Source organism: Clostridium sp. 1001271st1 H5 (assembly GCF_005845215.1).
Classification (GTDB): Bacteria; Bacillota; Clostridia; order Lachnospirales; family Lachnospiraceae; genus Enterocloster.
This window is the reverse complement of record NZ_SPHO01000004.1, coordinates 1-25692: the sequence shown is the minus strand read 5'-3', so window position 1 is coordinate 25692 and position 25692 is coordinate 1. Positions and strand designations below refer to the sequence as shown.

General features: G+C 50.3%; 24 protein-coding genes. All 24 read right to left on the bottom strand.

What is annotated here, in order from left to right; translation table 11 throughout:
- Positions 1-2 precede the first annotated feature (2 nt).
- The 24 genes from FGS84_RS06920 to FGS84_RS06805 all read right to left on the bottom strand — a co-directional run bounded on the left by FGS84_RS06920 (position 3) and on the right by FGS84_RS06805 (position 25623).
- The gene (locus FGS84_RS06920) at positions 3-2924 is read right to left on the bottom strand and encodes a penicillin-binding transpeptidase domain-containing protein (protein ID WP_138306996.1); all 2922 of its coding nucleotides are present in this window, start codon (positions 2922-2924) and stop codon (positions 3-5) included.
- Positions 2917-3450: a rod shape-determining protein MreD gene (gene mreD / locus FGS84_RS06915; protein WP_138306994.1), complete on the bottom strand. Its 534-nt coding sequence runs from the start codon at positions 3448-3450 to the stop codon at positions 2917-2919. The genes FGS84_RS06920 and mreD overlap by 8 nt, the downstream gene beginning before the upstream one ends.
- A complete protein-coding gene (gene mreC, locus FGS84_RS06910; RefSeq protein WP_138306992.1) occupies positions 3447-4292 on the bottom strand; it encodes a rod shape-determining protein MreC in 846 nt (281 codons plus the stop codon). The genes mreD and mreC overlap by 4 nt, the downstream gene beginning before the upstream one ends.
- Positions 4293-4306: 14 nt before the next feature.
- Complete coding sequence (gene radC / locus FGS84_RS06905; RefSeq protein WP_138306990.1) at positions 4307-5002, bottom strand: DNA repair protein RadC; 696 nt, start codon at positions 5000-5002, stop codon at positions 4307-4309.
- A gap of 44 nt (positions 5003-5046) precedes the next feature.
- Positions 5047-5298 carry a DUF4321 domain-containing protein gene (locus FGS84_RS06900; protein WP_002567735.1) on the bottom strand — a complete coding sequence of 84 codons (252 nt, stop codon included), beginning with the start codon at positions 5296-5298 and terminating at the stop codon, positions 5047-5049.
- Between the two features lie 93 nt (positions 5299-5391).
- On the bottom strand, positions 5392-6687 hold the full coding sequence (locus FGS84_RS06895) for a methionine gamma-lyase family protein (RefSeq protein WP_138306988.1): 1296 nt from the start codon (positions 6685-6687) through the stop codon (positions 5392-5394).
- 29 nt (positions 6688-6716) lie between these two features.
- Positions 6717-7676: a tRNA (adenosine(37)-N6)-dimethylallyltransferase MiaA gene (gene miaA / locus FGS84_RS06890; protein WP_138306986.1), complete on the bottom strand. Its 960-nt coding sequence runs from the start codon at positions 7674-7676 to the stop codon at positions 6717-6719.
- A gap of 16 nt (positions 7677-7692) precedes the next feature.
- Positions 7693-9687 carry a DNA mismatch repair endonuclease MutL gene (mutL, locus tag FGS84_RS06885; protein WP_138306984.1) on the bottom strand — a complete coding sequence of 665 codons (1995 nt, stop codon included), beginning with the start codon at positions 9685-9687 and terminating at the stop codon, positions 7693-7695.
- A gap of 82 nt (positions 9688-9769) precedes the next feature.
- Positions 9770-10405: a YcxB family protein gene (locus tag FGS84_RS06880; RefSeq protein WP_138306982.1), complete on the bottom strand. Its 636-nt coding sequence runs from the start codon at positions 10403-10405 to the stop codon at positions 9770-9772.
- Positions 10406-10549: 144 nt separating this feature from the next.
- Positions 10550-11062 (bottom strand): ribosome maturation factor RimM, encoded by a 513-nt coding sequence (gene rimM, locus FGS84_RS06875; RefSeq protein WP_138306980.1) that lies wholly within the window; start codon positions 11060-11062, stop codon positions 10550-10552.
- A 155-nt stretch (positions 11063-11217) separates the two neighbouring features.
- A complete protein-coding gene (locus tag FGS84_RS06870) occupies positions 11218-11445 on the bottom strand; it encodes a KH domain-containing protein (protein WP_002567740.1) in 228 nt (75 codons plus the stop codon).
- A gap of 19 nt (positions 11446-11464) precedes the next feature.
- Entirely contained in the window at positions 11465-11707 is a 243-nt protein-coding gene (rpsP, locus tag FGS84_RS06865) for a 30S ribosomal protein S16 (RefSeq protein ID WP_002583195.1), read from the bottom strand.
- A gap of 102 nt (positions 11708-11809) precedes the next feature.
- Positions 11810-13186 (bottom strand): signal recognition particle protein, encoded by a 1377-nt coding sequence (gene ffh / locus FGS84_RS06860; RefSeq protein ID WP_138306978.1) that lies wholly within the window; start codon positions 13184-13186, stop codon positions 11810-11812.
- A gap of 45 nt (positions 13187-13231) precedes the next feature.
- Complete coding sequence (gene ylxM / locus FGS84_RS06855) at positions 13232-13576, bottom strand: YlxM family DNA-binding protein (protein ID WP_138306976.1); 345 nt, start codon at positions 13574-13576, stop codon at positions 13232-13234.
- 83 nt (positions 13577-13659) lie between these two features.
- Positions 13660-15249, bottom strand: a complete 1590-nt coding sequence (locus FGS84_RS06850; RefSeq protein WP_207671111.1) for a hypothetical protein — start codon at positions 15247-15249, stop codon at positions 13660-13662.
- Between the two features lie 343 nt (positions 15250-15592).
- Positions 15593-16456 carry a MerR family transcriptional regulator gene (locus FGS84_RS06845; protein ID WP_138306972.1) on the bottom strand — a complete coding sequence of 288 codons (864 nt, stop codon included), beginning with the start codon at positions 16454-16456 and terminating at the stop codon, positions 15593-15595.
- A gap of 80 nt (positions 16457-16536) precedes the next feature.
- Positions 16537-16863 carry a PH domain-containing protein gene (locus tag FGS84_RS06840; RefSeq protein ID WP_138306970.1) on the bottom strand — a complete coding sequence of 109 codons (327 nt, stop codon included), beginning with the start codon at positions 16861-16863 and terminating at the stop codon, positions 16537-16539.
- Between the two features lie 97 nt (positions 16864-16960).
- Positions 16961-17224: a DUF4177 domain-containing protein gene (locus FGS84_RS06835; RefSeq protein ID WP_227146903.1), complete on the bottom strand. Its 264-nt coding sequence runs from the start codon at positions 17222-17224 to the stop codon at positions 16961-16963.
- Between the two features lie 65 nt (positions 17225-17289).
- Positions 17290-18648, bottom strand: a complete 1359-nt coding sequence (locus FGS84_RS06830) for a citrate/2-methylcitrate synthase (RefSeq protein ID WP_138306967.1) — start codon at positions 18646-18648, stop codon at positions 17290-17292.
- Positions 18649-18754: 106 nt separating this feature from the next.
- Complete coding sequence (locus FGS84_RS06825) at positions 18755-22141, bottom strand: SbcC/MukB-like Walker B domain-containing protein (protein WP_138306965.1); 3387 nt, start codon at positions 22139-22141, stop codon at positions 18755-18757.
- Positions 22126-22908 carry a DUF4194 domain-containing protein gene (locus FGS84_RS06820; protein ID WP_207739869.1) on the bottom strand — a complete coding sequence of 261 codons (783 nt, stop codon included), beginning with the start codon at positions 22906-22908 and terminating at the stop codon, positions 22126-22128. The genes FGS84_RS06825 and FGS84_RS06820 overlap by 16 nt, the downstream gene beginning before the upstream one ends.
- Positions 22909-22916: 8 nt before the next feature.
- Complete coding sequence (locus FGS84_RS06815; RefSeq protein WP_138306961.1) at positions 22917-24299, bottom strand: Wadjet anti-phage system protein JetA family protein; 1383 nt, start codon at positions 24297-24299, stop codon at positions 22917-22919.
- 178 nt (positions 24300-24477) lie between these two features.
- The gene (locus FGS84_RS06810) at positions 24478-25140 is read right to left on the bottom strand and encodes a helix-turn-helix transcriptional regulator (protein WP_138306959.1); all 663 of its coding nucleotides are present in this window, start codon (positions 25138-25140) and stop codon (positions 24478-24480) included.
- 108 nt (positions 25141-25248) lie between these two features.
- Positions 25249-25623, bottom strand: a complete 375-nt coding sequence (locus FGS84_RS06805; RefSeq protein WP_138306957.1) for a MerR family transcriptional regulator — start codon at positions 25621-25623, stop codon at positions 25249-25251.
- Positions 25624-25692 lie beyond the last annotated feature (69 nt).

Below are 25692 nucleotides of genomic sequence, written 5' to 3'. Positions count from 1 at the left end.
GTTTAGTCACCAATATTTACATTTGATACACCTAAGGCACCGGAGTTTTCTATCTGCTCCAGGGTGGTATATTTATAATAATACTCGTAAACCTTTTTGCCAAGGGTTGCAGCGTTGGTTCCTGCATAACCGTACGGAATATTTACAGTCACGGCAATTTCCGGATGGCTGTAGGGCGCAAAGGATACGAAGAAGGCATGGTTGGAACGGCTCTTGTCCTCCTGGGCCGTACCTGTCTTGCCTGCCACCTCCACCGGGAGGTCTGAGAATATTTTCTTGGCGGAGCTGTCCGTGATAACACGGCGCATACCTGTCTGGACCGCGTCCCAGGTGCTGTCAGCCGCATCCACATGGGAGCTTACGGCAGGGGTATAGTCCTTAATCAGGTTTCCGTCAGAGTCGGTAAGTTTATCCAAAAGACTCAGCTCAAATACATTTCCACGGTTGGCAAGGGCTGCCACATAGCGGGAAAGCTGGACATTGGTGTAGGAATGGGTGCCCTGTCCCATGGCGGAACGCTCCGGGTCCTCCGATGAAATCTGGGGCTCGTTTTCGGAAATCTCCACCCCTGAGGTGTGGTCCAGACCAAAAAGGGTGGCGTATTTGCGCAGGGTGGCAAGGCCCTGGTCCGGCGAATAGGTGCCGTCCGGCTTCATGCAGAGCCTGTGGGCCAGTTCGGCAAAGAAGTAGTTACAGGAATTCTGTATGCCTTCTTCGATGTTTTCGCTGTTGTGGCGGCCTGGCCAAATCCAGCACTTGATGGGCTTGGAAATCTGGTCGTATATACCTGTGCACTCAATGGTGTCCTGGAGGCCAATCACGCCCTCTTCCAGGGCAGCCACAGCCGTGATGGGCTTAAAGGTGGAGCCTGGGGCCTTCTGCGCTTGGGTGGCGTTGTTATAAAGAGGCCTGGACATATCGTCCTGGAGCTGGCTGAAATACGCTGCGTCCACGCTGCCTGACATCAGGTTATTGTCATAGCTGGGATATGTGACCAGCGCCCGCACCTCTCCTGTCTTTACGTCCGTCACCACCACGCCGGCCGTACATGGGTCCAGGGCCAGCTGCGCCGGGGTCAGTTCCAGGTTGGATATCTTTTCCTTGATAAACTGGTAGGTGTAGGTGGAGTCCCCCATCTGGAGGGCTGCTATGGCCTGGGCATCATAGTTTAAGACGCCCTGGGCATAAAGGGCCAGACAGAGCTCGCGGCCTGTTATGACCTCGTCATTAATCAGGTAGCGGAACATGCGTTTCGTAAATTTGTTGTCATTGCGCAGGGACTCAATGACATGGTCCACCAGCTGGGCAAATATATCGTCGGCATCTGAATACTTGCTGGTCACATCCAGGCGGGTGGTGTCTACCCAGCTGCCTGCGATGCCGCTGTAGATATAGTCCCTCAGGCTGATGGTGCCTTCCTTCCACGCCTGGTATTCCGGCGAGGACTGGTCAATCTTATCCTTCTGTATGATTCCCACGGAACCATCGGACAGATAAGAATAGATATAGTTCATATAGGTGGCCATATCCTTGGGCAGGTCGTTCATGGCCAGGGCATGGGAACTGAGAAGCTCGTTGCGTATGGCTGCCAGTATCTGTTCCCTGGAAGATTCGTATTTGCTGTAAATCTGCTTTTCAATGTCGGACGCCCCTTCCTGGGACATGTCCATCAGGGACAGCACATTGTTGTTAATCAGCTGGTAATAGGCATCCTTCACAGGGATGGGAATTTTGGAAGGGTCGTAGGTTTTATCAGGGTCCAAATCATCGTACTGGAGATGGTAGCTGATAATACCGGCCAGCTGCTGCTCAATCAGCTTGTAAATGGCAATCTGTAAATCCCTGTCAATGGTCAGGTACACATCATCTCCTGCCTTGGCATCTGTTTTCTCGATGATTTCCCGGGGACGTCCCATGTTGTCCACGTACATCCTGGAATAGCCCTTTTCTCCCTGAAGCTCCAGCTCCATGGATTTCTCGATTCCGATACGGCCCACTATGTCGTTGAGGTCGTATTTGTCCGGGGCATCCTCCGGCAGGCCGGCAGCCTCATCAGACTGGTGCCACTGCTCGTTCAGGGCGGACAGCTGGTCCTCCTGGACCTTGCCTGTATAGCCGATGATGGGGGCGAAATAGATGCTGTCCTCATATTTGCGTACATAGGACTGCTCCACTGCAACGCCTTTCAGGTCAGCGGCGTTTTCATTGATTTCCACCATGGTGTCCATGCTGATGTTGGTGGCAACTGTGGTTGTCTCGTATTTCTGGTATTCGGTCAGCTTCATGGTATAGATGATGTTAATCATATCCAGGGCAATGTTATCCGGTATGACCAGGGGATTGCCCTTTTCGTCCTTCATCTTGTCCAGCTCATAATCCACCTTCTTGCGCTCAAAGGCTTCCCTGGCCGTGATGTTGGTGGGATGCTTGCCTTTGGGGTCGTTGAGGCCGCTGGTGGAAGAAAGACCGTAAAAGTTCAGAAAGAAACGTGTCCTGGCTGAATCCGAGCTGGATGTATAAAACATCTCCCCGTTCTGGTCCAGCGCCACCTCGAACTTTCCCTCCACTGTCTCGCCCCGGCGGTCCAGTATACGCACCAGATGATACAGCATCTGGTTGCGGGAGGCCGGACGAGGGTAATCTCCTAAATCCTGTATGGTAACGGAATAAGCCAGCTCGTTGTAAGCCAGCCGGTTGCCGTTCCTGTCATAGATATTGCCCCTGGAACCCGGTGTTGTGACGCTCTTTTCCGTCCTCTGCATATAGGTTTCCTGGTATCCGCTTCCGTCCAGTATCTGCATCTGGAACAGCTTGCCCAGAAGTCCTGCGAACATAACGGTAAATATCACGGAAAGGGCAAAGAGCCGTGAGCTGAACAGTTTCTTGAAAAATTCTTTTACTATCTCTAACAGTTCGTCAAACAAGTTTTGTGTCTCTCCTTTTTCCTATATCCTCCACACGTCTGCTGGCGGAAAGGAACAGCCTGTAAATCAAAAGGGTGGTAACTGCGGTGAATATAATCTCCGGAAGCATGATATTCCTGAAATAATATGGAAGATTCAGTCGTCCGCGGATTAAGAAACGGAAAACATATATATACATGCTGTACCAGATTCCGTTGATGATGCTGAGTATCAGCGGAAGGGTGATGTAGTCTTCGTAATAGTACTTGGTAAAAATACCGTTGGCATAACCGATGTAAATATATATAAGGGTATAGAAGCCAAAAGGCCCGCTGTAGAAAAGGTCCAGCAAAAGGCCGGAAAGGACGCCGTAAAACATCCCCGCATTTTTCCCGTGGATAAAGCCAAAGGAAAACGTGAGGATTAAAAGCAGATTGGGGGTTGCCGACAAAAAAGGAAGCAGGGGAAATACACAGTTCTGTACCGTAAATGCCAGCACGATAAACAATATATTGATAAGTACCTGTTTTATCTTAGCTTGAATCACTGAACAGCCGCCTCTCCTGTGTCTTTGATATCCGTTATAATCAGCACCTCCTGCAGATTGTTGAAATCAGCCACCGGAATCAGGTAGCCTGACTGGGTCAGGTGGTCCGGGTCAATGGAGACATCCGCAGCATATCCAACCAGGATACCCGGAAGGAACTTGGTGCTGATATTGGAGGTGACAATCTGGTCCCCGTCCCTGAGGACCGCATCCTTTGAAAAATCCGTAAGCTTAAGGCGTCCTTCCTCATAGAGGGTCAGGTCCCCTGCAACGATACAGTTATAGGAGGAGTCTATCTTCATGCCTCCCACCCGGCTGGAATCGTCGATGATGGAACGCACCGTGGCATAATTGGCCCCCACGTCCGTCACTATGCCCACCAGGCCGCCGTCGGCAACCACATTCATGTCCACAGCCACTCCGTCGGCAGAGCCCTTGTTGATGCGGAACACCTGGAACCATTTTTCAGAGTCCCGGGCAATGACCCTGGCCCCGATTTTATCATACTGCATGTAATCCTGGTCCAGCTCATAGAGTTTCCTTAAGCGGTCCAGCTCAAACTGCTCGGCCTGCAGGCGGTTATTGTCCTCTGTGAGCTGGACAATCTGCGCTTTTAGTTCTTCATTTTCCTGCAGTGCGTCTTTCAGGCTGCCGTAATCCTTCAGCTCGTTATAGATACCGGTACCCACTGCATTGACACCTGTCTGGATGGGAATCAGAAAATACCCAACACCTGTGCGCAGGGGTTCTATGATGCCGTCCTTCAGGGATGTGATGCAGATGAGCAGCACGCACAGTACCGTAAGTCCTGCCAGAATATATTTACTGTGTTTCGTCTCCATGGATAAACTTCCTCTTACATTAGATTCTCTTCGCGGAAACTGAGATAGCGCCTGTCTCCGATTACTACATGGTCAATCAGGGTGATTCCCACCAGGTCCCCTGCTTCCTTCAGGCGTTTGGTGAGGAGCATGTCCGCCCTGCTGGGGGTGGGGTCGCCGCTGGGATGATTGTGAACCAGTATCATGGACACAGCCCGGCACCGGAGTCCCTCTATAAGTATCTCCCGGGGCGTCATGACAGAAGCGTTTACAGTCCCTCTGGCCATAATCTGCTCACGAATCATGGCCTGCTTTGTATTCAGAAACATGACGCGGATTTCCTCCTGCTCCAGATGGCGCATATCTTCCATATAATAGGCAGATATCTCCTCAGGATGTCCAAAATAAAGGGAATGCCCGCTGGCCTTCCGCTTCCAGATTCGTTTTGACAGCTCTCCTATGCAGAGCAGCTGAACGCCCTTAACCTTGCCTACGCCCTTGATTCCTGTAAAGTCATCCAGGGAGTGATGCAAAAGGCCCAGCAGGCCGTCTCCGGGGCTGCCAAGGGCCAGAAGGCTGTCTGCCAGGTCCAGGGAATTTCCCTCCCTGCTTCCTGTCCGCAGGATGACGGCCAGAAGCTCTGTGTCGGACAGGCTGTGGGGGCCAAGGCGCAGACATTTTTCATAGGGGCGGTCCCTGTGGGGCAAATCCTTAATTCTTATTCTTTCCATCTCTCTCCTAACTACGCACCTCTCCAAGCACAAAGTCAGGAAAATTATATATACCGGTAAATGATGAGCGCCACTGCCACGCCGATGATACTGGCCATGGTAATCTTGATGGTCAGTCCGAAGGTGATAACCAGGATGCCGAAATTAATTACCAGAGGCGAATCCAGGCCAAAGGATTGTCCGAAATTCAGCCAGTTCAGCCACGAAATCCCTTCTGCCAGCTGTCCCATAAAGCCTCCCAGAACAATGCCTGCCAGCAGCATGATTAAAAGTATCCAGAAATTCTTGTAATGCATGTGTCTTATCCTCCGGTCGGTCAGGCCGGTCCCTGGCCGCCGGGCCGGGGGTACAGCCTAATTAATATATATTACCATAAGTTTCCTGGGGTGTCATCTTAAGATTTTCAAAACCCCGTCATCCAAAAGCTGCTGCAGAGATTTAAGTATTCCCAGCTTGGCGTGATACCAGGTCAGTCCTCCCTGGAAATACACGGCGTAAGGCGGCTTAATGGGACCGTCAGCTGACAGCTCTATGGATGAACCCTGGACAAAGGCGCCGGCTGCCATGATGACAGGGCTGTCATATCCCGGCATATCCCATGGTTCAGGCGTCACATAGCTGTCAACCGGCGCTGCTGCCTGGATTCCCTTGCAGAAGGATATGACTCCCTCCGGCGTTCCGAAGGTAATGGCCTGGATGATGTCATGGCGGGATTCACTGCCGTCAGGAACCACGCCGCAGCCTAAGCGTTCATAGATATTAGCTGCAAATACAGCGCCTTTCAGGGCTCCCGATACCACCACGGGGGAAAGAAAGAGTCCCTGGTAGAGCTGCTGGTTCAGTCCCAGGCTGGCGCCCACCTCCCTGCCCAGTCCGGGAGCGCTTAAGCGGTAGGATGCCCGGTCAATGCAGTCCTTTCTGCCCACGATATAGCCGCCGATGGGAGCCAGGCCGCCGCCCGGATTCTTAATCAGGGAACCTACAATCATGTCCGCTCCCACGTCCGTCGGCTCCAGGGTTTCCACAAACTCGCCGTAGCAGTTGTCCACCATACAGATAACCTGGGGCTTTATATTCTTGATGAAGGAAATCAATTCCCCAATCCGCTTTACAGACAGGGTGGGCCGGGTGGCATATCCCTTGGAACGCTGGATGGTCACCAGCTTTGTCTTTTCATTTAAGGCTGCTGCAATGCCCTCATAGTCAAAGGAACCGTCCTCCAGCAGGTCCACCTGGCGGTAGACCACCCCGTATTCCTTAAGGGAGCCGGCGGAATCCCTGATTCCTATGACTTCCTCCAGCGTGTCATAGGGCTTGCCCACAGGCGACAGAAGTTCGTCGCCGGGACGCAGGTTCCCTGACAGGGCCACGTGAAGAGCATGGGTGCCGCTCATGAGCTGGGGGCGTACAAGCGCGCTCTCGCCGTGGAATACGCTGGCATACACATCCTCCAGGGTATCCCGGCCCAGGTCATTGTAGCCATATCCGGTGGTGGCGGCAAAGTGTATGTCGCTGACACGGTTGTCCTGCATTCCTTTTATAACCTTCATCTGGTTGTATTCCGCCACTGCATCAATGGCCTCAAAGCGTTCCTTCAGCGCCTGTTCGGTCTCTGCTGCAAATTCCCTTACCTCCCGGCTGATGCCAAGGCTTTCATACATCTGGTTCATTTCATTTATATCCATTGGTTCATAATCCTCCGTTTTCCGGTTTGTTATTGTAGCACGATTCCCTGTTTTTCGCAATCCTCTAATATTCGGTCCAGGACCTTGGACACATCCCCTCCGAAATCAGGAAGATTCAAAAAGCGCACGTCCCGCTCCCGTTTGAACCAGGTCAGCTGGCGTTTGGCAAAATGCCTTGTATCCCGTTTCAGTACATATACAGCCTCATCCAGGCTGCATATGCCGTCCAGGTAATCCAGTATTTCCTTATATCCCAGACCCTGCATGGAGGTATGGCCTCTCCGGCAGCCCAGCTCTTTTAATGCCTTTACTTCCTCCACCAGTCCCTGCTCCATCATCAGGTCAACCCTGCGGTCGATTCTCTCATAGAGCAGGGAACGGTCCGTATTCAGGACATAATAGAGGAAGTTGTAGGGGGACTCCTTCTCACGCTCCTGCTGGTTATGGAGGGAAATCTTCTCCCCTGTCAGGCGGAAGTATTCAATGGCCCGTATAACCCGTTTTATATTGTTGGCATGAATCTGGCCGGCTGCCTCCGGGTCCACCTGGCAGAGCATGGCGTGAAGGACCTGAGGCGCCCGCTCCCCCTCTCTCTCAGCCAGGGCTTCCAGTTCCCTGCGGATAGGGCTGCTGTCCTCATTTTCCTTAAAATCAATGTCGTAGAGCAGGGCCTGTATATAGAAGCCGGTTCCCCCGGCAATGACGGGGATGCGGCCGTGGCCGTATATTTCTCCCAGGGCCTCCTTTGCCATCTGCTGGAAGGTAACCACGTTAAAAGGTTCCCGGGGGTCCAGCACGTCGATGAGATAATGGGGAACGCCGTCCATTTCCTCCGGAGTTACTTTGGCAGAGCCGATATCCATGTGCCTGTATACCTGCATGGAATCCGCACTGATGATTTCCCCGCCAATGGCCTTTGCAAGGCGGATGGAAAGGGCGGTTTTCCCCACTGCGGTGGGTCCTGTGAGGACAATGAGCGGCTGCTTCATATGATAAAAGCTCCTTTCAGACAATGCGTTTAAATTTTTTCTCCAGCTCATACTTGCTCATGGAGATAATGGTGGGTCTGCCGTGGGGGCAGGCATAGGGATTTTCCAGGTCCAGAAGCTGGTCAATAAGCACATTGGCCTCCTGGAAGGACATGGTGTGATGCCCTTTGACAGCTGCCTTGCAGGACATGGATGCCACCTTTTCATATATAATGTCCGGGTTATGTACCGATATATCCTCTGAGAGCCCGTCAATCATCTCTGTCAGCAGTTCTTTCTTGGCAATGGAAAACAGGTTGGCAGGCACGCCGCGCACCGCATATTCCCTGCCCCCAAAGGGTTCTATCTCAAAACCGATTCCCGCGAAATAATCCATGTATTTCTTCAGGAGCAGTTCTTCATTCATGTTCAGTGTAAGAATAATGGGCGGGTCCACCATCTGCATATCATACTGCCGTGTTTTTAAGGACTTTATGGTGTTTTCATAGAGCACCTTTTCATGGGCAGCGTGCTGGTCAATGATGAACAGCTGCTCGTTATACTCCACCATCCAGTATGTGTCAAACAGCTGGCCGATAAGCTTATGCTTCAGCCTGGCCTTGGGGTCCAGAAGCTTGCCGTCAAACAGGTCCAGCTGTTCCGGCTGGATGGGGGTGGAACTGCTGCTGTCACCAATGCCGGTCTCCTTTCCCGGGTCCTGATTCCCTGTACCATGTGTTCCCTTTAAAGGATTAAGGGAGGCCGGAGGCATGGAATGTGTTTCCTGGTCCTTTCTTCTCTCCTTCAGCCAGTCAGGCATCAGTTCGCTGACAAAAGAGGGTCTGGGCGGGGCCTGGCGGGCATAAACAGAGCCGGCGCCGGGTGAAGGGCCGCCGGGCTGGGCTGTGCCGCTGCTGGAAGTTTTCTGTTCCAGGTTTTCCCTTCTGCGGACCTCGAAAGGCTCCGGGCGGGGAGCCAGCTTTTCCGCCAGCTGTCTGGCTTCCTTTTCCTGCTTTTCCTCCAGGCTTACCTGGGGAATCAGCTCCTTGTGGGCCAGGGCACTGCTGACAGCCCGCAACACTGCGTTGTACACCCTCTCACCGTCGGCAAAACGCAGTTCCATTTTGGTGGGATGGACGTTTACATCCAGGGTATCCGGTTCAATGTGGAAATGCAGCATGGTAAACGGATACTTGTGCTGCATCATGTAGGGCTTGTACGCCTCCTCAATGGCCCTGGATATGATGGTGCTCTTGATATACCGGCCATTGATGAAATAATTCTCGTAATTCCGGTTGGACCTGGCTATGACCGGCTTGCCTGTAAATCCGGTCACCGTAATCCAGTCCTCCTTGATTTCCACCGGGAGAAGGTTTCCTGCAATCTCCCTTCCGAATACAGTGTATATCAGGTCCTTCAGGTTATGGTTGCCTGAGGTGTAGAGCTTGTTTTGGTTGTTCTGTATGAACCGGATGGAAATATCCGGGTGGGAAAGGGCAATCTTCTCTACCAGAGCAGCCACATGGGCGCCCTCTGTCATGGGAGTCTTGAGGAATTTTTTGCGCGCAGGCGTGTTGTAGAACAGGTTGCGGGCAATGATGGTAGTTCCCTCAGGTGCGCCTATTTCCTCCAGTCCCTTTTCAATACCGCCTTCAATCTGGTAACGGGAACCGGTAAGGCTGTCTCCCGTCTTTGTAATCAGCTCCACCTGGGCCACGGCCGCAATGCTGGCCAGGGCCTCGCCGCGAAAGCCCAGGGAGGATATGGTAAATAAATCCTCCACTGTCTTGATTTTGCTTGTGGCGTGGCGCAGGAATGCCAGGGGAATCTCTTCTTTTGGAATGCCCCATCCGTTGTCAGTGACACGTATCAGGGAACAGCCGCCGTCCTTGATTTCCACGGTTACGGCAGTGGCATGGGCGTCAATGGCATTTTCCAGCAGCTCCTTTACTACGGAAGCAGGCCGCTCAATGACTTCGCCGGCTGCAATTTTATTGATGGTACTTTGGTCTAAAACAGTTATGTTGGCCATATCCAGGTTCCTTTCTGTCTGTGCTCAGCCAAAAAGTATCTCTAAAAGCCGGCCCCAATCGCAGATGCCGGGGCCGGCTTTATCAGTTGCTTTTTACAGGTATATAATCCCTGACCTGTATCCACTTTACCGACTTGCCGGAACGCTCCGAGAGAAATGTCCGCAGGCCGTTTATGCAGACAGCGCCCATCTGTCTTTTGTCCAGCAGATAGCCGCCGTGGTCCATGGTATACAACACCAGGCAGCGCTGTGTCTCGCATATGTGTGATATCTGGCTGTATGCGTGGACCGCCCTGCCTCCGGACGTCCGGAAGTAATTCCGGTAGAATTCATAGGTCACCGTAAGGGGCTCGCCGTTTTTGACCAGAAAACGCTTCCATGCAGTATCCAGCTGCATCCGGTTGGAACGGTCTGAATTAAAGAGGCCGCTGCGGATGAACCCGGGTCCCAGGGTATGGACCAGGTATGCCAGAATCAGGAAAATAATGGCAGCGTTCAGGGTATGGAGAATGCCGAATATGCGCAAAACAATGGAACTTACACAGCCTGCGCGGCATATCCATAAAAGGACTGTGAATACAAGCCATACCCAAAGGGGGGCAGACGGATTCAAATGTTTATCCACGGAAACCATATGGTACAATGATTCCCGGTTCATCTTCATGTCAACCGTATAGCAGACGGACTGGGGCCCTGTCTGCTGGTCCTCTGTCTTCATATCAGATTCCTTTTCCTTGCTGCACCGGCGGCCTTTCGCCCCCAATACTGCATTACATCATGCAGTACGGTTTATCCCCTCTCTTTATATACAACAAAACCAGGTAAAACACAAGCTCTTTTTACAGAACCATAAACCGCAGCCTTATAAATCCATGAGCCCCTCCAGCACATGGACCTCCATGCGTCCCTGTTCCAGGTCCACATCCAGGATGCAGTCTCCGATGGCGGGAAGCATCAGTTCCTTTCCGTCCTTCATGGCAACCACATACACATCATTGGCCCCTGTTTCCAGCACGTCCTTAAGAGTGCCCAATTCCTCGCCCTGGTCTGATACCACAGCAAGTCCAATCAAATCTGTGATAAAGTATTCATCCGGCTCCAGCGCCACGGCCTGGTCCCTGGTAACCAGCAGGTCCTTTGATTTGTATTTTTCCATTTCATTTATATCGTCATGTCCCTTGAATTTCAGAATGACCATGTTCTTAAAGAATTTCACATGTTCGATTTCCATGGGAATCTGTTCTTTTCCAGTGTCAAGGATGACTTCCTTCAGCTCTTTAAACCGTTTGGCGTCATCTGTGGTGGGGAATACCTTTACTTCCCCTTTGATTCCGTGGGTGGAGGTTATGACTCCCACTCTCAGCATGTTTTCCATACACCTGTCACCTTTCTGTGATGCGTAATTTACCCGGCCGTATTTACCGGGCTATATATACCGGAACAAGTTCCGGGACAATAGTTCCGGAGCAATAAATGAACCGCCAGCCCTGCGGCCAGCGGTCCTTAACTTGTCTGCTTACTGAATCCAGCTTACTGAATCTCAACGATTACTTTCTTGTCTTCCTTGGATGCAGCGGCCTTGACAACGGAACGGATTGCCTTGGCAATCCTGCCCTGCTTGCCGATGACCTTGCCCATGTCCGCAGGAGACACCTTGAGCTCAATCAGGGTGTCCTCGCCCTTCATTGATTCGGTAACAACAACTTCTTCTGGGTTATCGACCAGTGCTTTCGCAATCACTTCGACTAATTCCTTCATCTTAACACCTCATTGACAACTACTGAATGCCGGCGATTTTTAAGAGCTTTCCTACGGTCTCAGTTGGCTGTGCACCTGTTGCTAACCACTTCTTAGCTGCTTCCTCGTCAAACTTGATGACGCTTGGTTCCCTGGTTGGGTCATAAGTACCGATTTCCTCGATGAACTTGCCATCTCTTGGAGACCTGGAATCAGCAACTACGATTCTATAGAAAGGAGCCTTCTTCTGTCCCATTCTTCTTAATCTCATCTTTACTGCCATGTGATTTCACCTCCTTGTGAATTGTTCTTATATTAGACATACAGGAGTATTCCTGTTTGACTAGCTTGATTGGTCTGCGGATGCATCATTTAAATACCTGTCCTAGAAGGGCATCTTCATCTTGCCGCCCAGCAGTCCTCCCAGACCGCCGAATCCGCCTTTTCGTTTGCCGCCGCCCATAAGGCCGGGCATCTGCTTCATCATTTTCTTCATCTGGTCGAACTGCTTGACCAGACGGTTGACCTCGCTGACCTCCACACCGGCGCCTTTTGCAATGCGCTGTTTCCTGGAAGGGTTCATGAGGTTGGGATTGGCCCTCTCCTCTTTTGTCATGGAGAGGATGATGGACTCTACCCTGTGCATGGATTTTTCACCTTCGTCCATATCAGCGCCGGACAGCTGGTTTCCCATTCCCGGCATCATGGAAAGAATGCTTCCCATACCGCCCATCTTCTTAATCTGCTGCATCTGGGTCAGGAAGTCATTGTAATCGAATTCCGCCTTGCGCAGCTTCTGGCTCAGCTCCTTGGCCTGTTCTTCATCCACCTCGGCAGCTGCTTTTTCAATCAGGGACTGGATATCGCCCATTCCCAGGATTCTGGAAGCCATTCTGTCCGGGTAAAACTGTTCCAGGTCGGACAGCTTCTCGCCCATGCCAACATATAGAATCGGTTTGCCTGTGACTGCGCGGATGGAAAGTGCCGCACCGCCTCGGGTATCGCCATCCAGCTTTGTGAGGATGACACCGTCAATGCCTATCTTATCGTTAAATGTGCCGGCCACATTTACTGCGTCCTGGCCGGTCATGGCGTCTACCACCAAAATAGTCTGGCAGACATCCAGATTGTCCTTTATCTCCACCAGCTCATCCATCATGGTTTCGTCGATATGGAGACGTCCGGCCGTATCCAGGATAACCACGTTAAGGCCGTTCCTGGACGCGTGTTCCACTGCTGCTTTGGCAATGTCCACCGGCCTGTTCTTATTGCCCATGGAGAATACCGGAATGCCTACCCGGTCGCCGTTAATCTGCAGCTGCTCTATGGCAGCAGGCCGGTAGATGTCACAGGCAGCTAACAGGGGCTTGCGTCCCTTGGCCTTCATCTTGGCGGCAATCTTGGCCGTGGTAGTGGTCTTGCCAGCTCCCTGAAGACCGGCCATCATGATGATGCTGATTTCATTGGAAGGCTTTAGGGCAATCTCTGTTGTTTCGGAACCCATGAGCTTTACCAGCTCTTCGGTTACGATTTTCACTACAGTCTGTCCCGGGGTCAGGCTTCCGAACACGTCTTCGCCCACAGCCCGTTCCTGTACAGAACCGATGAACTGCTTCACCACGCGGAAACTTACATCTGCTTCCAGAAGCGCCATCTTGACTTCCTTCAATGCGGCTTTTACATCGGCTTCTGAAAGACGGCCTTTACCGCGAAGGTTTTTGAATACATTTTGTAATTTATCGGATAAGCTTTCAAAAGCCATGAAATAATCCTCCTAAGGCTGCACTGCTTACAATGAATCGCTCCATTAAAGCGTGCTGGTGATTTCCGCGGACAATCGCCGGATTTGGTCCACAAGGGCCATGTCCCTGGTGCGTATGCATTCATCAGAGAGACGTTCCAGCTCGCCGGCCATCTCCTTGACTTTCATAAACTTGGCTACCAGATGAAGCTTGGCTTCATAATCCTTCAGTATCTTGTCGCATCGTTTTATCAAATCGTGGACACCCTGACGGCTGATGCCCTGCTCCCCTGCTATCTCGCTGGGAGAAAGGTCGCCGAACACCACATCCTCGTATATCCTGCGCTGATGTTCTGTCAGCAGTTCTCCATAAAAATCATATAACAAACCCTGTTCCACAATCTTTTCCATTTCAACCACCTGTGATATCATACACGATAGAAAAAGGATTGTCAAGCATTTTTACTTGACAATCCGAAAAATCTAAAAAAGAATCAGTCGTCGGTTACTTCTATGGCCTCATAATCCTTAATGGTATATTTTTGCCCTCCAATCTTAACGGTGCCCGACTTTTTCAGCTTGCCATTTTTGTTCACGACCAGGAGGCAATTTTTATGCAGCCTGCTGCTACCTTTTTCTGCAATCTCCAGACCGGGACCAACCTCAATGATTTCATAGGAACCATCCCGGCTCTCCAACCTCAGGCCGTCAAAGTCATACAGGCAGCCGTCAACAATCATGCCGGCGTAGGCCCTGCCGTCATTGCGCAGATAACAGTGGAATCTGTCCCCCTCGCATAGGAAGCTCTGTTTACCGGTCATCATCTGGCCTTCCTTGGAGCCGCTGTCTTCGTTAAAGTAGTAGCTATAGCCCATACCCTGATATTTACTGACGCCCAGAGTGGGGCCGCCTTCACAGTTAACGGATATTAAATAGTAATAGCCGGTCATCATCTTGCCATTCTCATCAAATAGATACGTCTTTCCATGAATTACTTTTGCGGCCATTCCTGTCTCTGATTCACCGAATATCCCCCCGGCGCCAAGCTCTTTTACAAAGCTATTGCCGGAGGAATCCCTTCCCTGGTCATTGAAGGGCACGCCGTTCTTATCCAGATAGTACCAGCCCTCTTCACCAGACTCATCCTTATCCTCCGGACCATACCCATAGTACCATCCTCCTTCCAGACTGCCTTCCTCTTCCCTGTACCGGGCATTGCTGTCATCAGGTAAACTATCGGGGATGGCCGGCCGGCCGCAGAGCCATTTATCCTGCATGACGCCATCCTCATCAAAGGTATAGTAAGAACCGTCAATTTTCTTTCTGGTATCCCTGTATGCTTTTCCGCTGCCGGGATTGAAGTAAAACCATTCCTCCGAATCATCAGACCCCGATGCGTCATCTCCGGGTTCCAGGTTCTGCCAGCCGGTACGGGCCCATCCCTCATCTCCTGTCCCTAAATAGTACAGATTATCATCACCGTCATAGGACTGCCAGCCGGACAGCATCTGGCCGTCCTCATCAAATATGTAATACCTGCCGTCAATCTTTTTTTTCGTATCCTGGTACGAGATGCCGCTGGTTCCAAAATAATACCAATAGGTACCGGGTTCATTTTTATGGGATTCCAGATTCTGCCAGCCAATATGGGCCCATCCTTCGTCTGCGGTGCCCAGATAATACAGATTGTCATTATTTCCATAAGGCTGCCACCCGGATAGCATATGGCCATTTTCATCGAAGATGTAGTATTTTCCATCAATCCGTTTCCTAATATTCCTATATGCCTTACCTTTGGAACCGAAATAGTACCAGGCCGTGGCGGCCTGCGTTCCCACCTGGCTGTTGTCATCGGATATGGATACCCACTGGTTCACCGCCTTTACCCCATTTATATCCACATAGTACAGGTCCCCGTCAGTTTTAATCAGACATTCAGTAGCCATCTCACCCTTCTCATCCAGGTAATAATAGGAATTGCCATGCCTTATCCAACTGTTTGTTATATAGTCTCCACTTTGGCCGGAATATCTCCACGTGCCGTTTTCTTCCGCCCACCCGGCGGCGTAGGACGCAATGTCCATAGTGATGCAACATGCAAGCAAAACACATATTGCCGCGGGATATTTCATTTTTCTTGTATTTATACCCATCTCTGTACCCTCTCTTTCTCCTGCCGCAGCAGACCGCCTGGTTATGCGGGGCTGAAAATGAACAAATCTGTTCATCTTCCTTAAAACGCCGAAATGCAGACACGCTTATCACGGGTCTGCATTTCCAACTGTCTCTATATACCTTTATTATATTCAATTTTTCAACACTTGGCAAGGAGAATCATTCTCTGTTCTCTCCTTTTTCGTAACTGCTCAGAGGCGCCCGAAGGCAATATACATTTCCATAGCCTGTTTTCGGTTCGTATCCGCCATGTCACTGGTAATACACATTTTTATTTACAGATATAAACAGCAGGGCAGCAATGAAGCATCCTATAATAAGCATCCGGTATATCCCGGAAAAACGGGCTCCAAACTGGCTGTCAATAAGGCAGAACAGGATACTGCCGAATATCAGTATGGTGGGCAGCAGAACAAAAAACAGATACTTTCCTTTTGAAACACCGTGGGGAGGAGGCGTACACCGGGTCAGCTTTATGAGAGGCAGCCTGGCCAGGCGGAAACAGGGACCAAATGTGAAGGAAGCCTGGTAGGCAATTCCCTCCAGCCGGACCAGGGCATAGGTGAATTCCAGCCGGATGGTCTCATAATCCAGATTCCGTTTGGCTGCATAGAGGGCTGTCTCCCGGGCAAAGTCCTCCGGCGACAGAACTTCCCCTTCAGGTTCAAAATAGATGAACTGGGAGTGGAGTTCCTTCTGAAACATCCTCCAGTCTTTCCGTATATCCTCAAGCCAGGTATTCCTGCCGTTGTCATGGCTGATTTCCTCCAGGCAGCTTTCCACACTGGAAGGTTTCAGTGTCTGCTGCTCTTCCAGTCTGGTACACATCTGTTCCAGCTTCTTTAACTGCGACATCTCACCGTCAATCCGTTCCAGTCGCATACGCATCAGCTCCCTTAAGGCCAGCCTTCCCTCAAAATATCCGCGTATATCCCGGATGGGGATGCCCAGCTGCCGCAGGAAACGGATTTCCAGAAGACGCTCTATGTCCTCCTCGCTGTAATCCCGGTAGCGGTTTCCCTCGGTGCGCCGGGGAGCCAGAAGTTCCTCGCTCTCATAGTATCGTATATTCTTCCGGTCCAGGCCTGTACGGGCTTCGGCTTCTTTCATCTTCATATGCTCATCTCCTTTCTGTTTCTAATCTGATTGTAAGGTATCCAGCAACTGTACAGTCAAGGGAAATGAGCAAAAATATCTTATTTTAATTTCGACTCGATGAATTCCACCACGGATTTTCGTTTCAGCACTGACAGCTTGTAGGATTTTCCTCCGTTGACGGTTATTTTGATTCCTGTGGGCAGGAACTGGAGCAGGGGGCCCACATTGCAGGTGCGGACCTGTTCAATGTCGCAGTAAGGGATGTCCAGGGCAGCCACAAAACCTCCCCTGAAAATAATCCGTTCATTTGTAAACCAGTATGTGCCTGTCTTCTGGCTGTACATACACAGGGTCTTTTCCCAGTAATCGCCTTTCAGCTCTTTTTCAACAACTTCTCCTTCATGCAAATCCAATTCAACGGCCATGTTATGAATCCTCTTTTCCTAATTGTATAATTAATTGCGCATTATATCATTATACAATATCTGGGAAGGAATTGATATACAAAAAAGGGAAAACAGTTCAGTTTTCCCTTTCAAAGACAATTTCATAATTGCTGTTGCCTGTCAGCACCCTTTTTTCACCGGAAGGACTTATAATCTGGACCAGACGCCATCCCTGGGCAGACTCCTTCCGGATAATATCTTTACACTTTTCAATTGTTTCAACATTGCCATTTTTCAGATTTCCGTCAAATGGAACTTCCACAAAATTATATTCATATTTACCCATATCCATAGCTCTTTCTCTTTTGATATTTGCGTTTATTATAGCGCCTGATATCATAAAGATGCTATTAGAATTTATAAAGGGCATATAAAGATTGTATATAGATTCAGGAATAATTCTTATTATCGGTCGCAGAGAGGTTTGTAATCCTCTTCTTTCATGATGCTTGTATAGGCAGGACGGATGATTTTATCCATATTAATCAATTCCTCGATGCGATGTGCGCTCCATCCCACAATTCTTGCTATTGCAAAGATTGGAGTGAACATTTCTTCCGGAATATCCAGCATGCTGTATACAAATCCGCTGTAGAAATCCACGTTGGCGCTGACGCCCTTGTAGATTCTGCGTTCCTCGGTGATTACCTTGGGACCCAGCTCCTCAATCATGGAATAGAGGGCAAATTCTTCCATGCGGCCCTTTTCCTCTGACAGCTGGCGTACAAAGCGTTTGAAAATCTCGGCACGGGGGTCTGACTTGGAATATACGGCGTGGCCCATTCCGTAGATAAGGCCCTTGCGGTCAAATGCCTCTTTGTGAAGCAGCTTCTTCAGATAAGATTCCACCTCTTCCCTGTCCGTGATATCCTTTACCTCGCTCCTTAAATCCTGCATCATTTCCACTACCTTGATGTTGGCGCCGCCGTGCTTGGGGCCTTTTAAGGAAGCCAGGGCCGCGGAGATGACAGAATAGGTGTCCGTGCCGGAGGATGTAACCACATGGGTGGTGAAGGTGGAGTTGTTGCCGCCGCCATGCTCCATATGCAGGATTAATGCCAAATCCAGTACATGGGCCTCCACCTGTGAGTACTGCATGTCAGGCCTCAGAAGGCGCAGCAGGTTCTCGGCCGTGGACAGATTCTCGTCCGGGCGGTGTATGTACATGCTTCCGTCTCTCTCATAATGGTTAAAGGCATGATAACCATAGACTGCCAGCATGGGCATTACGCTTATAAGCATCATGCACTGTCTGAGCACGTTGGGAACGGAAATATCCCAGGCCTTCTCATCATAGGAAGCCAGGGTAAGAATACTCTTACTCAGGGATATCATCATGTCTTTTGTGGGTGCTTTCATTACTACATCTCGGACAAAATTTGTGGGAAGTGTACGGCTGAATGCCAGGCTTTCTTTAAATTTTGTAAGCTGTTCCGCATTAGGAAGTTCTCCGAACAGAAGCAGGTATGCAATCTCTTCAAAACCATAACGGTTCTCTCTCACTACCCCGCCAATCAAATCATAGATATTATAACCTCTGTAAAATAGTTTTCCTTCGCAGGGGACTTTAACACCATCCACTACTTTGTTGGCTTCGATTTTGGACACCTTCGTCAGTCCCGCTACCACACCGTTTCCGTTTTTGTCACGGAGTCCGCGCTTTACGTCGTACGATTCATACAGCTCCAAATCAATCCTCTCATCACTCAGACAAATGTCTGACCACTGGCTCAAGTTGTCCATAAATTCCTTTGTTTCAATCATGCAAAACCTCTCCTTTCGAATGTTTGATTTTCTCTTATAAAATTCCTCCTGTAAAAGTGGTATTTTTACTATTTTATTCCATTTTTAAGATTTTTGCAAACTTTTTTTACTTTTTTGTATAAATATAAGATTCCGTGTCCTGCATCAGCTCTGCAAAACGCTCCCGTTCAAATTCCTGGATGGAGATGGATTTCTTGTTGGGATTGGCAAATACAAAGGTCTTGTCCACGTTTTCCACGTAGTTCTGGATTTTGTCATTGGTTGCACTGATAATGGCCTGGAATCCCAGTCCGCGGATGAGCTCGATACAGCTGGCCACTTTCTCCCCGTCCATTTTGGAAAAGGCTTCATCCAATACCACCAGACGGATGGTTGGGCTGCGCTCCACCTTGGATGGGACGTTGATGCGGTAGGCCTGGGCAAAGCTGGCCAGAAGGGCCACATACAACGGGTTCTGGCCCTCTCCGCCTGAATTCTTTTTAATCATTTTGCTCAGTCGGATTTTTATAACCTCGTCCTTGTTCTGGATGAGCTGCTGCATATCAAAGGACAGATAGGTGCGGTAATCCGAATACTTATCCATGTTCCGCCTGGCCTCGTCCATCTGCTCCGGTGTGGCGTTTTCCGGGGGGATAAAGATGCTTATGAGTTCATTCATCAAATCCCCGTACTGCTTTTCATGTTCAATGGTAAACAGGTCCATCTGGTTTTCATAGGAATAGTTCAGGTCAGCCGGATTGATGTCCAGGGAGTCATCCATGAACATATCATAGAAACGGCCGTCCGGACCTTTATTGCGGCCAATGACGAACTGGTATTTATCCTTTCCGAAATCCAGGCGGCTGATAATGCGGTTCAGCGCATCCTTGCGAATCAGCGCCTCCCGGATGGCGCTGCGGATTTTATACATGAAGTCATCCCGGAAATGCTCTACCGCGGATTTGGCCTGTTCCGTGGCTTTTTGCTTGTATTCTTCCAGATTATCACATTTCAGTGCGTCAAGAAGGCGGTCATAGACAGCGTTATCCCTGGCGTTTACCGGGAAATTGCGGTTGGGATAGCTTCTGATATAGCCGGCCCTGACAGACAAAAGCTCCTGGAAGGCTGCTTCCCTGGCCTCAGTGAGTCTGCTGCATCTGGCAGCATAGGTATCCTTCTCCCTGTCATAGCGCACATTATCCCTGGCTGAGAGATAGGCTGCCAGCTCATTGTCATAGTCCGTATTCCGTACCAGCTCCCGTTCCTTTGCAGTGAGAATGGACTGGCTGTCAATGGACTTGCTCCGGTAGTCTTCTATCTCCCGCTCCTTGTCGCGGATGAGCACATTCAGGCTGTCCCTCTCCCGCTTTTTGCTGTCGCAGAGCGTGATGACTGCCTGGCGGTCCCGCTCCAGCTGGTCCACATTCTGTTCCTTTAAAAGCTCCAGCTTCTGCGTCAGCTTTTTCTTTTCCCGTTCTTTGGCCTTATAGCTGTTTATATCCTTCAGCCAGTCCAGGTATTCCTGGGGCTCGGCTGAGAGCCAGGGAAGGCCCAGGATTCTAAGGGATTCCCTGACCGTCTCTTCCAGGGGCTTTCTCTTTTCACCCAGGGAAACCAGTTCCTGTTCCAGAAGGCGGATACGTCTGCGGATGCTGTCCTTGCCAATATAGGCGAACTTGGTGTAGCTGTCCGGGTTAATGTGCTGCAGGCGGAAGGTGTGGTAGAGCATACAGCTGCTGGTGATGCCGATACGGCATTCCCTCAGTTCATCTATGGTACTGCACTTGATGACCTTTCCGAGCAGCAGGTCCATATAGGGTCCTAAGTAGGATTCCCGCACAGTCACTTCCTCTGAGAGAGCGCCTTTTAGTACCTGGGGCTGGTTCCGGGATGCTTTTTCCGTGTCCAGCACAGCTACATTGTAATATTCCTTTTTATCCAGTTCACCGTAGATTTCCAGGGCGGTCCCGGCATATTTAGGCGCCACCACCAGATTTAACTTGTTGTTTCCAAGGTAGCCCTCCACTGCGCCCCGCCACTCGTCCCTTTTTACATCCAGAAGGTCGGCCAGCACATGCACGTCCACGCTTTTACCTGTTTCCTCCAGAAGGCGGCGCTGGATGTAGCTCCTGGCATTTTCCAGGTATTTGGGATAGGCTTTGCTGCCGGAACGAAGTTTTTCCAGCTCATCCTTTGTCTGCTTTTCCAGCTTTTTGAGTTCCCTGACAGCGGAGGAAGCGTCCTGATGCTGTTTTTCCGTATCTGAGCGCATGGATTCCATGGATTTTCTCAGGCGTTCCAATGTCTCCAAATCAATGGTGCGGTTTTCAAATTCCTCTATATCCCAAAGCGTCTGGTTGGAGGTGATATCCTCTTCTTCCCAGCGTTTCAGGGCTGCCGTGGTCTGCTGCCATCGGGCCTCGCTTTTTCCCAGCTGCTCCAGCAGCTCATTCAGGCTTTTAAGCTGGTTTTTAAGGTCCTCATATCCGGTGGAGGCAATGCGCCGCAGCAGCTCGTCACTCTGCCGGGTCAGTTCAATGATTTGTTCATCCACCGAGCCTCTGGCCTGTTTCTGTTTTTCCAGGTCCTCCCCTGCCAGCCTGACCTTGTCAGCCAGGGTGCGGACCTCTGACTGAAGCTGAAGAATCTCCAGTTTCTGCACAAAGTAGGAGCATTTTTTGATTTGCAGTTCCTTTTCTTCGTAGCTTTGGAATCGGTCCTTAATCTGCTTCAGGGATTCAATCTCCGCACAGGTATCCTCGATTTTTTTCCGCATCCGGCCGTACTGCATCACGCTTTCCTGCATGTCCTCAATATGGATGTCCTGCTCCATGCAGATATATTCCTTTACAAAATCCTCCAGCTTAATGTTCATTCTGAACGGGATGGCCCGTTTAAACAGAAGGGGGAATTTTTCGGGGTCCAGGCCGCCCAGATAGGAGTCATAGAGTATCCGGCGGAAACGTTCGTTGTGGGAGGTCAGGAAATACTCCTCCCTGCTGTAATTCGTCTGAAGGTATTCCTCTGTCTCTGCGATGGACATGGTCCGCTTTCCGCCCCTGTATCCATTGTCCCACATGGGGCCCTTGTGCCAGAAGAAACGGCGGGATATTTCATTGGTGGCAGTTTCCACGTCAAAGACGATTCCCACGCACTGGCACTGGCCTGTATCGCTGCGTTTCAGCTCCAATACAATGGTGGAGGAAAAATTCTGGTTGCGCAGATAGGAAAACTCGTTGTTATCGCCGATGTTTACCATACCTCTTAGATATTCTATCAGGCTGCGGTCAGAGTCATCGGCTGCCGCCTTGTTGAAGAAGCCCCGGCCGTCCGTGTTGGCGTAGAGCACAATCTGCATGGCGTCTATGACCGTGGATTTGCCGCTGCCGGAATGCCCGGTGAAAAAGTTGATTTCATCGTTAAAGGACAGGGTCCTTTTTGTTATGTAGTGCCAGTTATTCAAACATATCCTGGAAAGGGCGAGAAAACGCTCGTTTGCTATCTTCTGTTCCATGGTTCTCCTTCCTCTGATGTCATTTCTTCCTCTGTTAATCCCTCATCTGTTAATCCCTCATCTGCTCCATCCGCGCCTTCCTCCTCCAAATCAGCCTTCATTTGGATTCCGTTATCACCTGCATCCTCCTCAAAGGATGCCAAAAGCCGGCGCACATCGTCTCCCATGAGCACCACGTTGATGCAGGGATAGATAATCATGCGGCTTTCGCTTTTTAAATCCTCCATCAGGTCCAGGGGTTCAATGACCTGGTATTTTTTCAGAAGGGTGACTGCCCGGCGGATGTCCGTGGCAGCGGGCTGCTTCCTGAACAGTCTGTAGCTGCCCAGTTTTTCATGGATTTCACGCAGGGAGGTATAGACATTGATGCTGGTGGAAACGCTTTCCATCTGTTCGTCGTAAATCAGCTTCAGGACCAGCAGATACAGGGTGGCAAGGCGGGGCAGCTTATCTCCCACCACGTTTTCCCCCTGGATGTACATAACGCCCATCTGGCTGTTTTCACGCAGCTCCACGCCGCTGATGGCAAAATAATGTTTGATGAATTCCAGGTGCTTGCTGCATACACGGTAGTCCCTGTTGTATTGGAATCTTCCGGTACGCTTGTCATATTTATGCTCCAGCAGGAAGGTCTGGCGCCATAGGAGACGGATGATTTCCGTTACCTCCGACTGCTCCGACTGCATCAGATTATCATAGTAGGGGATGCCGTTTCCCGCATATGCGGATGCCGGCGTTATGTCCGTCATGCTGTTTTCCAATTCCATGTTTTCCACTATCTCGTCCTCCTGACAAATACCAGCCGCGGGTAGGTATAGCCGCCGCATCGTACCATTTCCGAATCTTCCTCTTCCACCCTGTAGAGACTCTTTCTCCTGGTGGAATAGTCATAGGCCAGTATCAGTTTTTCAAAGTCCTGGTCTGAATGTATGGTTTGTTCGTCCACCACCATTTTCCCGTCCACCATGTTGTCTCCTATGAACGCTTCAATCTCCTTCTGGCTGTAACGGTTCCTGACCTTGTTCAGGTTCAGGACCTCCTCCATGGAAAGCTCCTCGGATTCTTCCTCATCCTTTAACTGTTCTGTGAAATCAGCCTTGGTTTTACGGCGTTTATACAGGGATTTTTCCGACAGCAGGGTCATCTGGGACAGATTCATCCTGGCGCTCACAGCTGTCAGTTCCTCATCCGGGCAGCCGTATTCCGACAAATGGTTCAGGAGTTTGATTACAAGCCCCTTCATATTGTCCTCCTGGTTTAACAGGTAATTGAGACGCGTGACCGTTGCCTTGACATAACGGGAGTGTTCCTTGTCCATATTGGAAATGCGGTGTTCAATATCGTCAAAACCACGCTCCAGCTGGTCCAGCTTTTCCACGATATCGTATTCGGTCAGGGGAGGCTTTTTCTGGCCCCTGGATGAGGCCGCGCTTTTGGCGCACATCTTATAAATCCAGGAACTGTCCTCCCGCATGGCGGCTATCCAGGATTTGATATCTGTTTTATAGAGATAAAAATTGTCCGAAGTCTTTAATATATGGTATTTCCGGTTGACGATTTCCGTCACATAACCTTCCAGATGCTCCTTTAACAGGGTCCCGTAACTTTTCTGTTCCAGCAGGCTGCCAAAGAACTTATCCATGTTGTGAAGCATGTCCTGAAGGGATTTGTTCAGTTTTTTTGTATTTACGAGAGCCGTATTTAAAAGGCTGACGCTGGAGCGGGGGTCATTTTTCAGAGAAAATAGAATGGCATAGACATTCTGAATATAAACCTGGGTCTCGTCCTCATCGTCGTTTGACAAACGGGAGAATGCCTCAATCATCACTGCGGCGTAATCCGGAATAACGATGTTGACGGTCATACTGGCGTAATCATCCACCTTGCGCAGCCAGCCGGTCCTGAGCAGCCAGTTAAGGACCCTGGTGGCAGGCGGTTCCAGTTCATCCCAGTCATCCTCAGTCTCATCCTGCCATATGACATATTTCTTCTGGGAGAAATATTCGCTTAAAAGCTGGATGCAGACTTCCCGGCTGAGAAAATAATTGCTGTACTCATACTCCTCATTGATTTTAAGAAGGGCTTCTATGTAAGTAGACCGGTTGACAGAGCGGAACAGGCTCCAGAACCGGTCTGGTATTTCATGCATCAGTATCATTTACAAACCTCCGTATTTCCCTATCATTATAACAGGAATCACCGGAAGTGACAATCAGAAATCCATTCGCCCCCATTCGTCCCGTCCTGGCCTGGCCTGCAAAGCCAGGTTTCCAGATATCCAAGAAGGACAGGCTGTATGTCCGGCTGGTTTATAGTTGGAAACAGCGATGATTTATTCACATGTCAAACCCAAGGTAAAAGAGCATTCCAATGAAAAAGAACAGGACATGCGGGAAAATGGAATAGGACAGCCGCCATATCCACAATGGGGCGCCCACAGGCAATGGAAGGGGGAAAAACAGCCACAGCATACAGAGCAGGTAGAGAACGGTAAACAGTCCTCCGGATACCAGGAGTTTTTTTCTCACAGATGGTTCGGATATCCCCACAGAGCCAGGCACATTCAGGACATGCATCAGGCTGATGGCAGCGCCTGCGCTTACAGGGGGTATGACGCAGGTCTGCAGCAGCATATACGGCATGGAATTATAAGTCCGTGTCCTGAGTTCATCCAGATACCTGCCAAGTGCCGCCAGAATAAAATATAGGGCCAGTGTCAGGATGCCCCATGCAGCAGCCTTTACCAGGTGGCGCCTTCTGGCGGCGGACCTGGTTTCCTCATCCTCACCCGCAGGCATCTGCCCGTATATGACAACGAGGATGTCGGTTCCAAAGGCGCCGGCCAGGGCTTCCAGCATATCCAGGCCCGGCTGGCTTCGTCCTGTTTCCCAATTGGACACGGCCTGGCGGGTAACATGAAGCTTCTGGGCCAGCTGCTCCTGGGACATACCCTGTTCCTTTCTTAATTTTACAATATTTTTTCCTACAGTGCTTTTCATAGTGATACCTCCCGGGACCATTTTATCATGGTCTGTCTTCTGCTTTTACATTACATGTTTTTGGTCCCGGTGTCACGCAATAATCGGTTGCATCCTTATGGATGCAGCCTATTTTAAATGTTCCTCGCACTTAAGCATCCGTTCCTCATAACCGTCCAGCTTCCAGTCCAGTCTTGCCAGCACCTGGTTCAGCTCATGGATGCGGGCCGCAATCTGCTCACGCTGTTCCAGCAGGAGGTTCTTCCTGGCCTGGATGGTGGAAGCGCCCTGATGGAACAATGTCACATAATCCAGCAGCGTTTCCACGGAAACGCCTGCGCTGCGCATACACTTGATATACTCCACCCAATGGCAGTCATCCTCCGAATAGTTGCGGATGCCGCCGGATGTACGCCCTACATGGGGAAGCAGGCCGATGCGTTCATAGTAACGCAGTGTATCGGCCGATATGTCATATTGTCTGCTGACTTCTGCTATGGTCAAACCTTCATCACCCTCCTCGTATTATAAAGTAGTAGTGTTTATAGACTCTCTCCAAGGTCTGTATGCTAT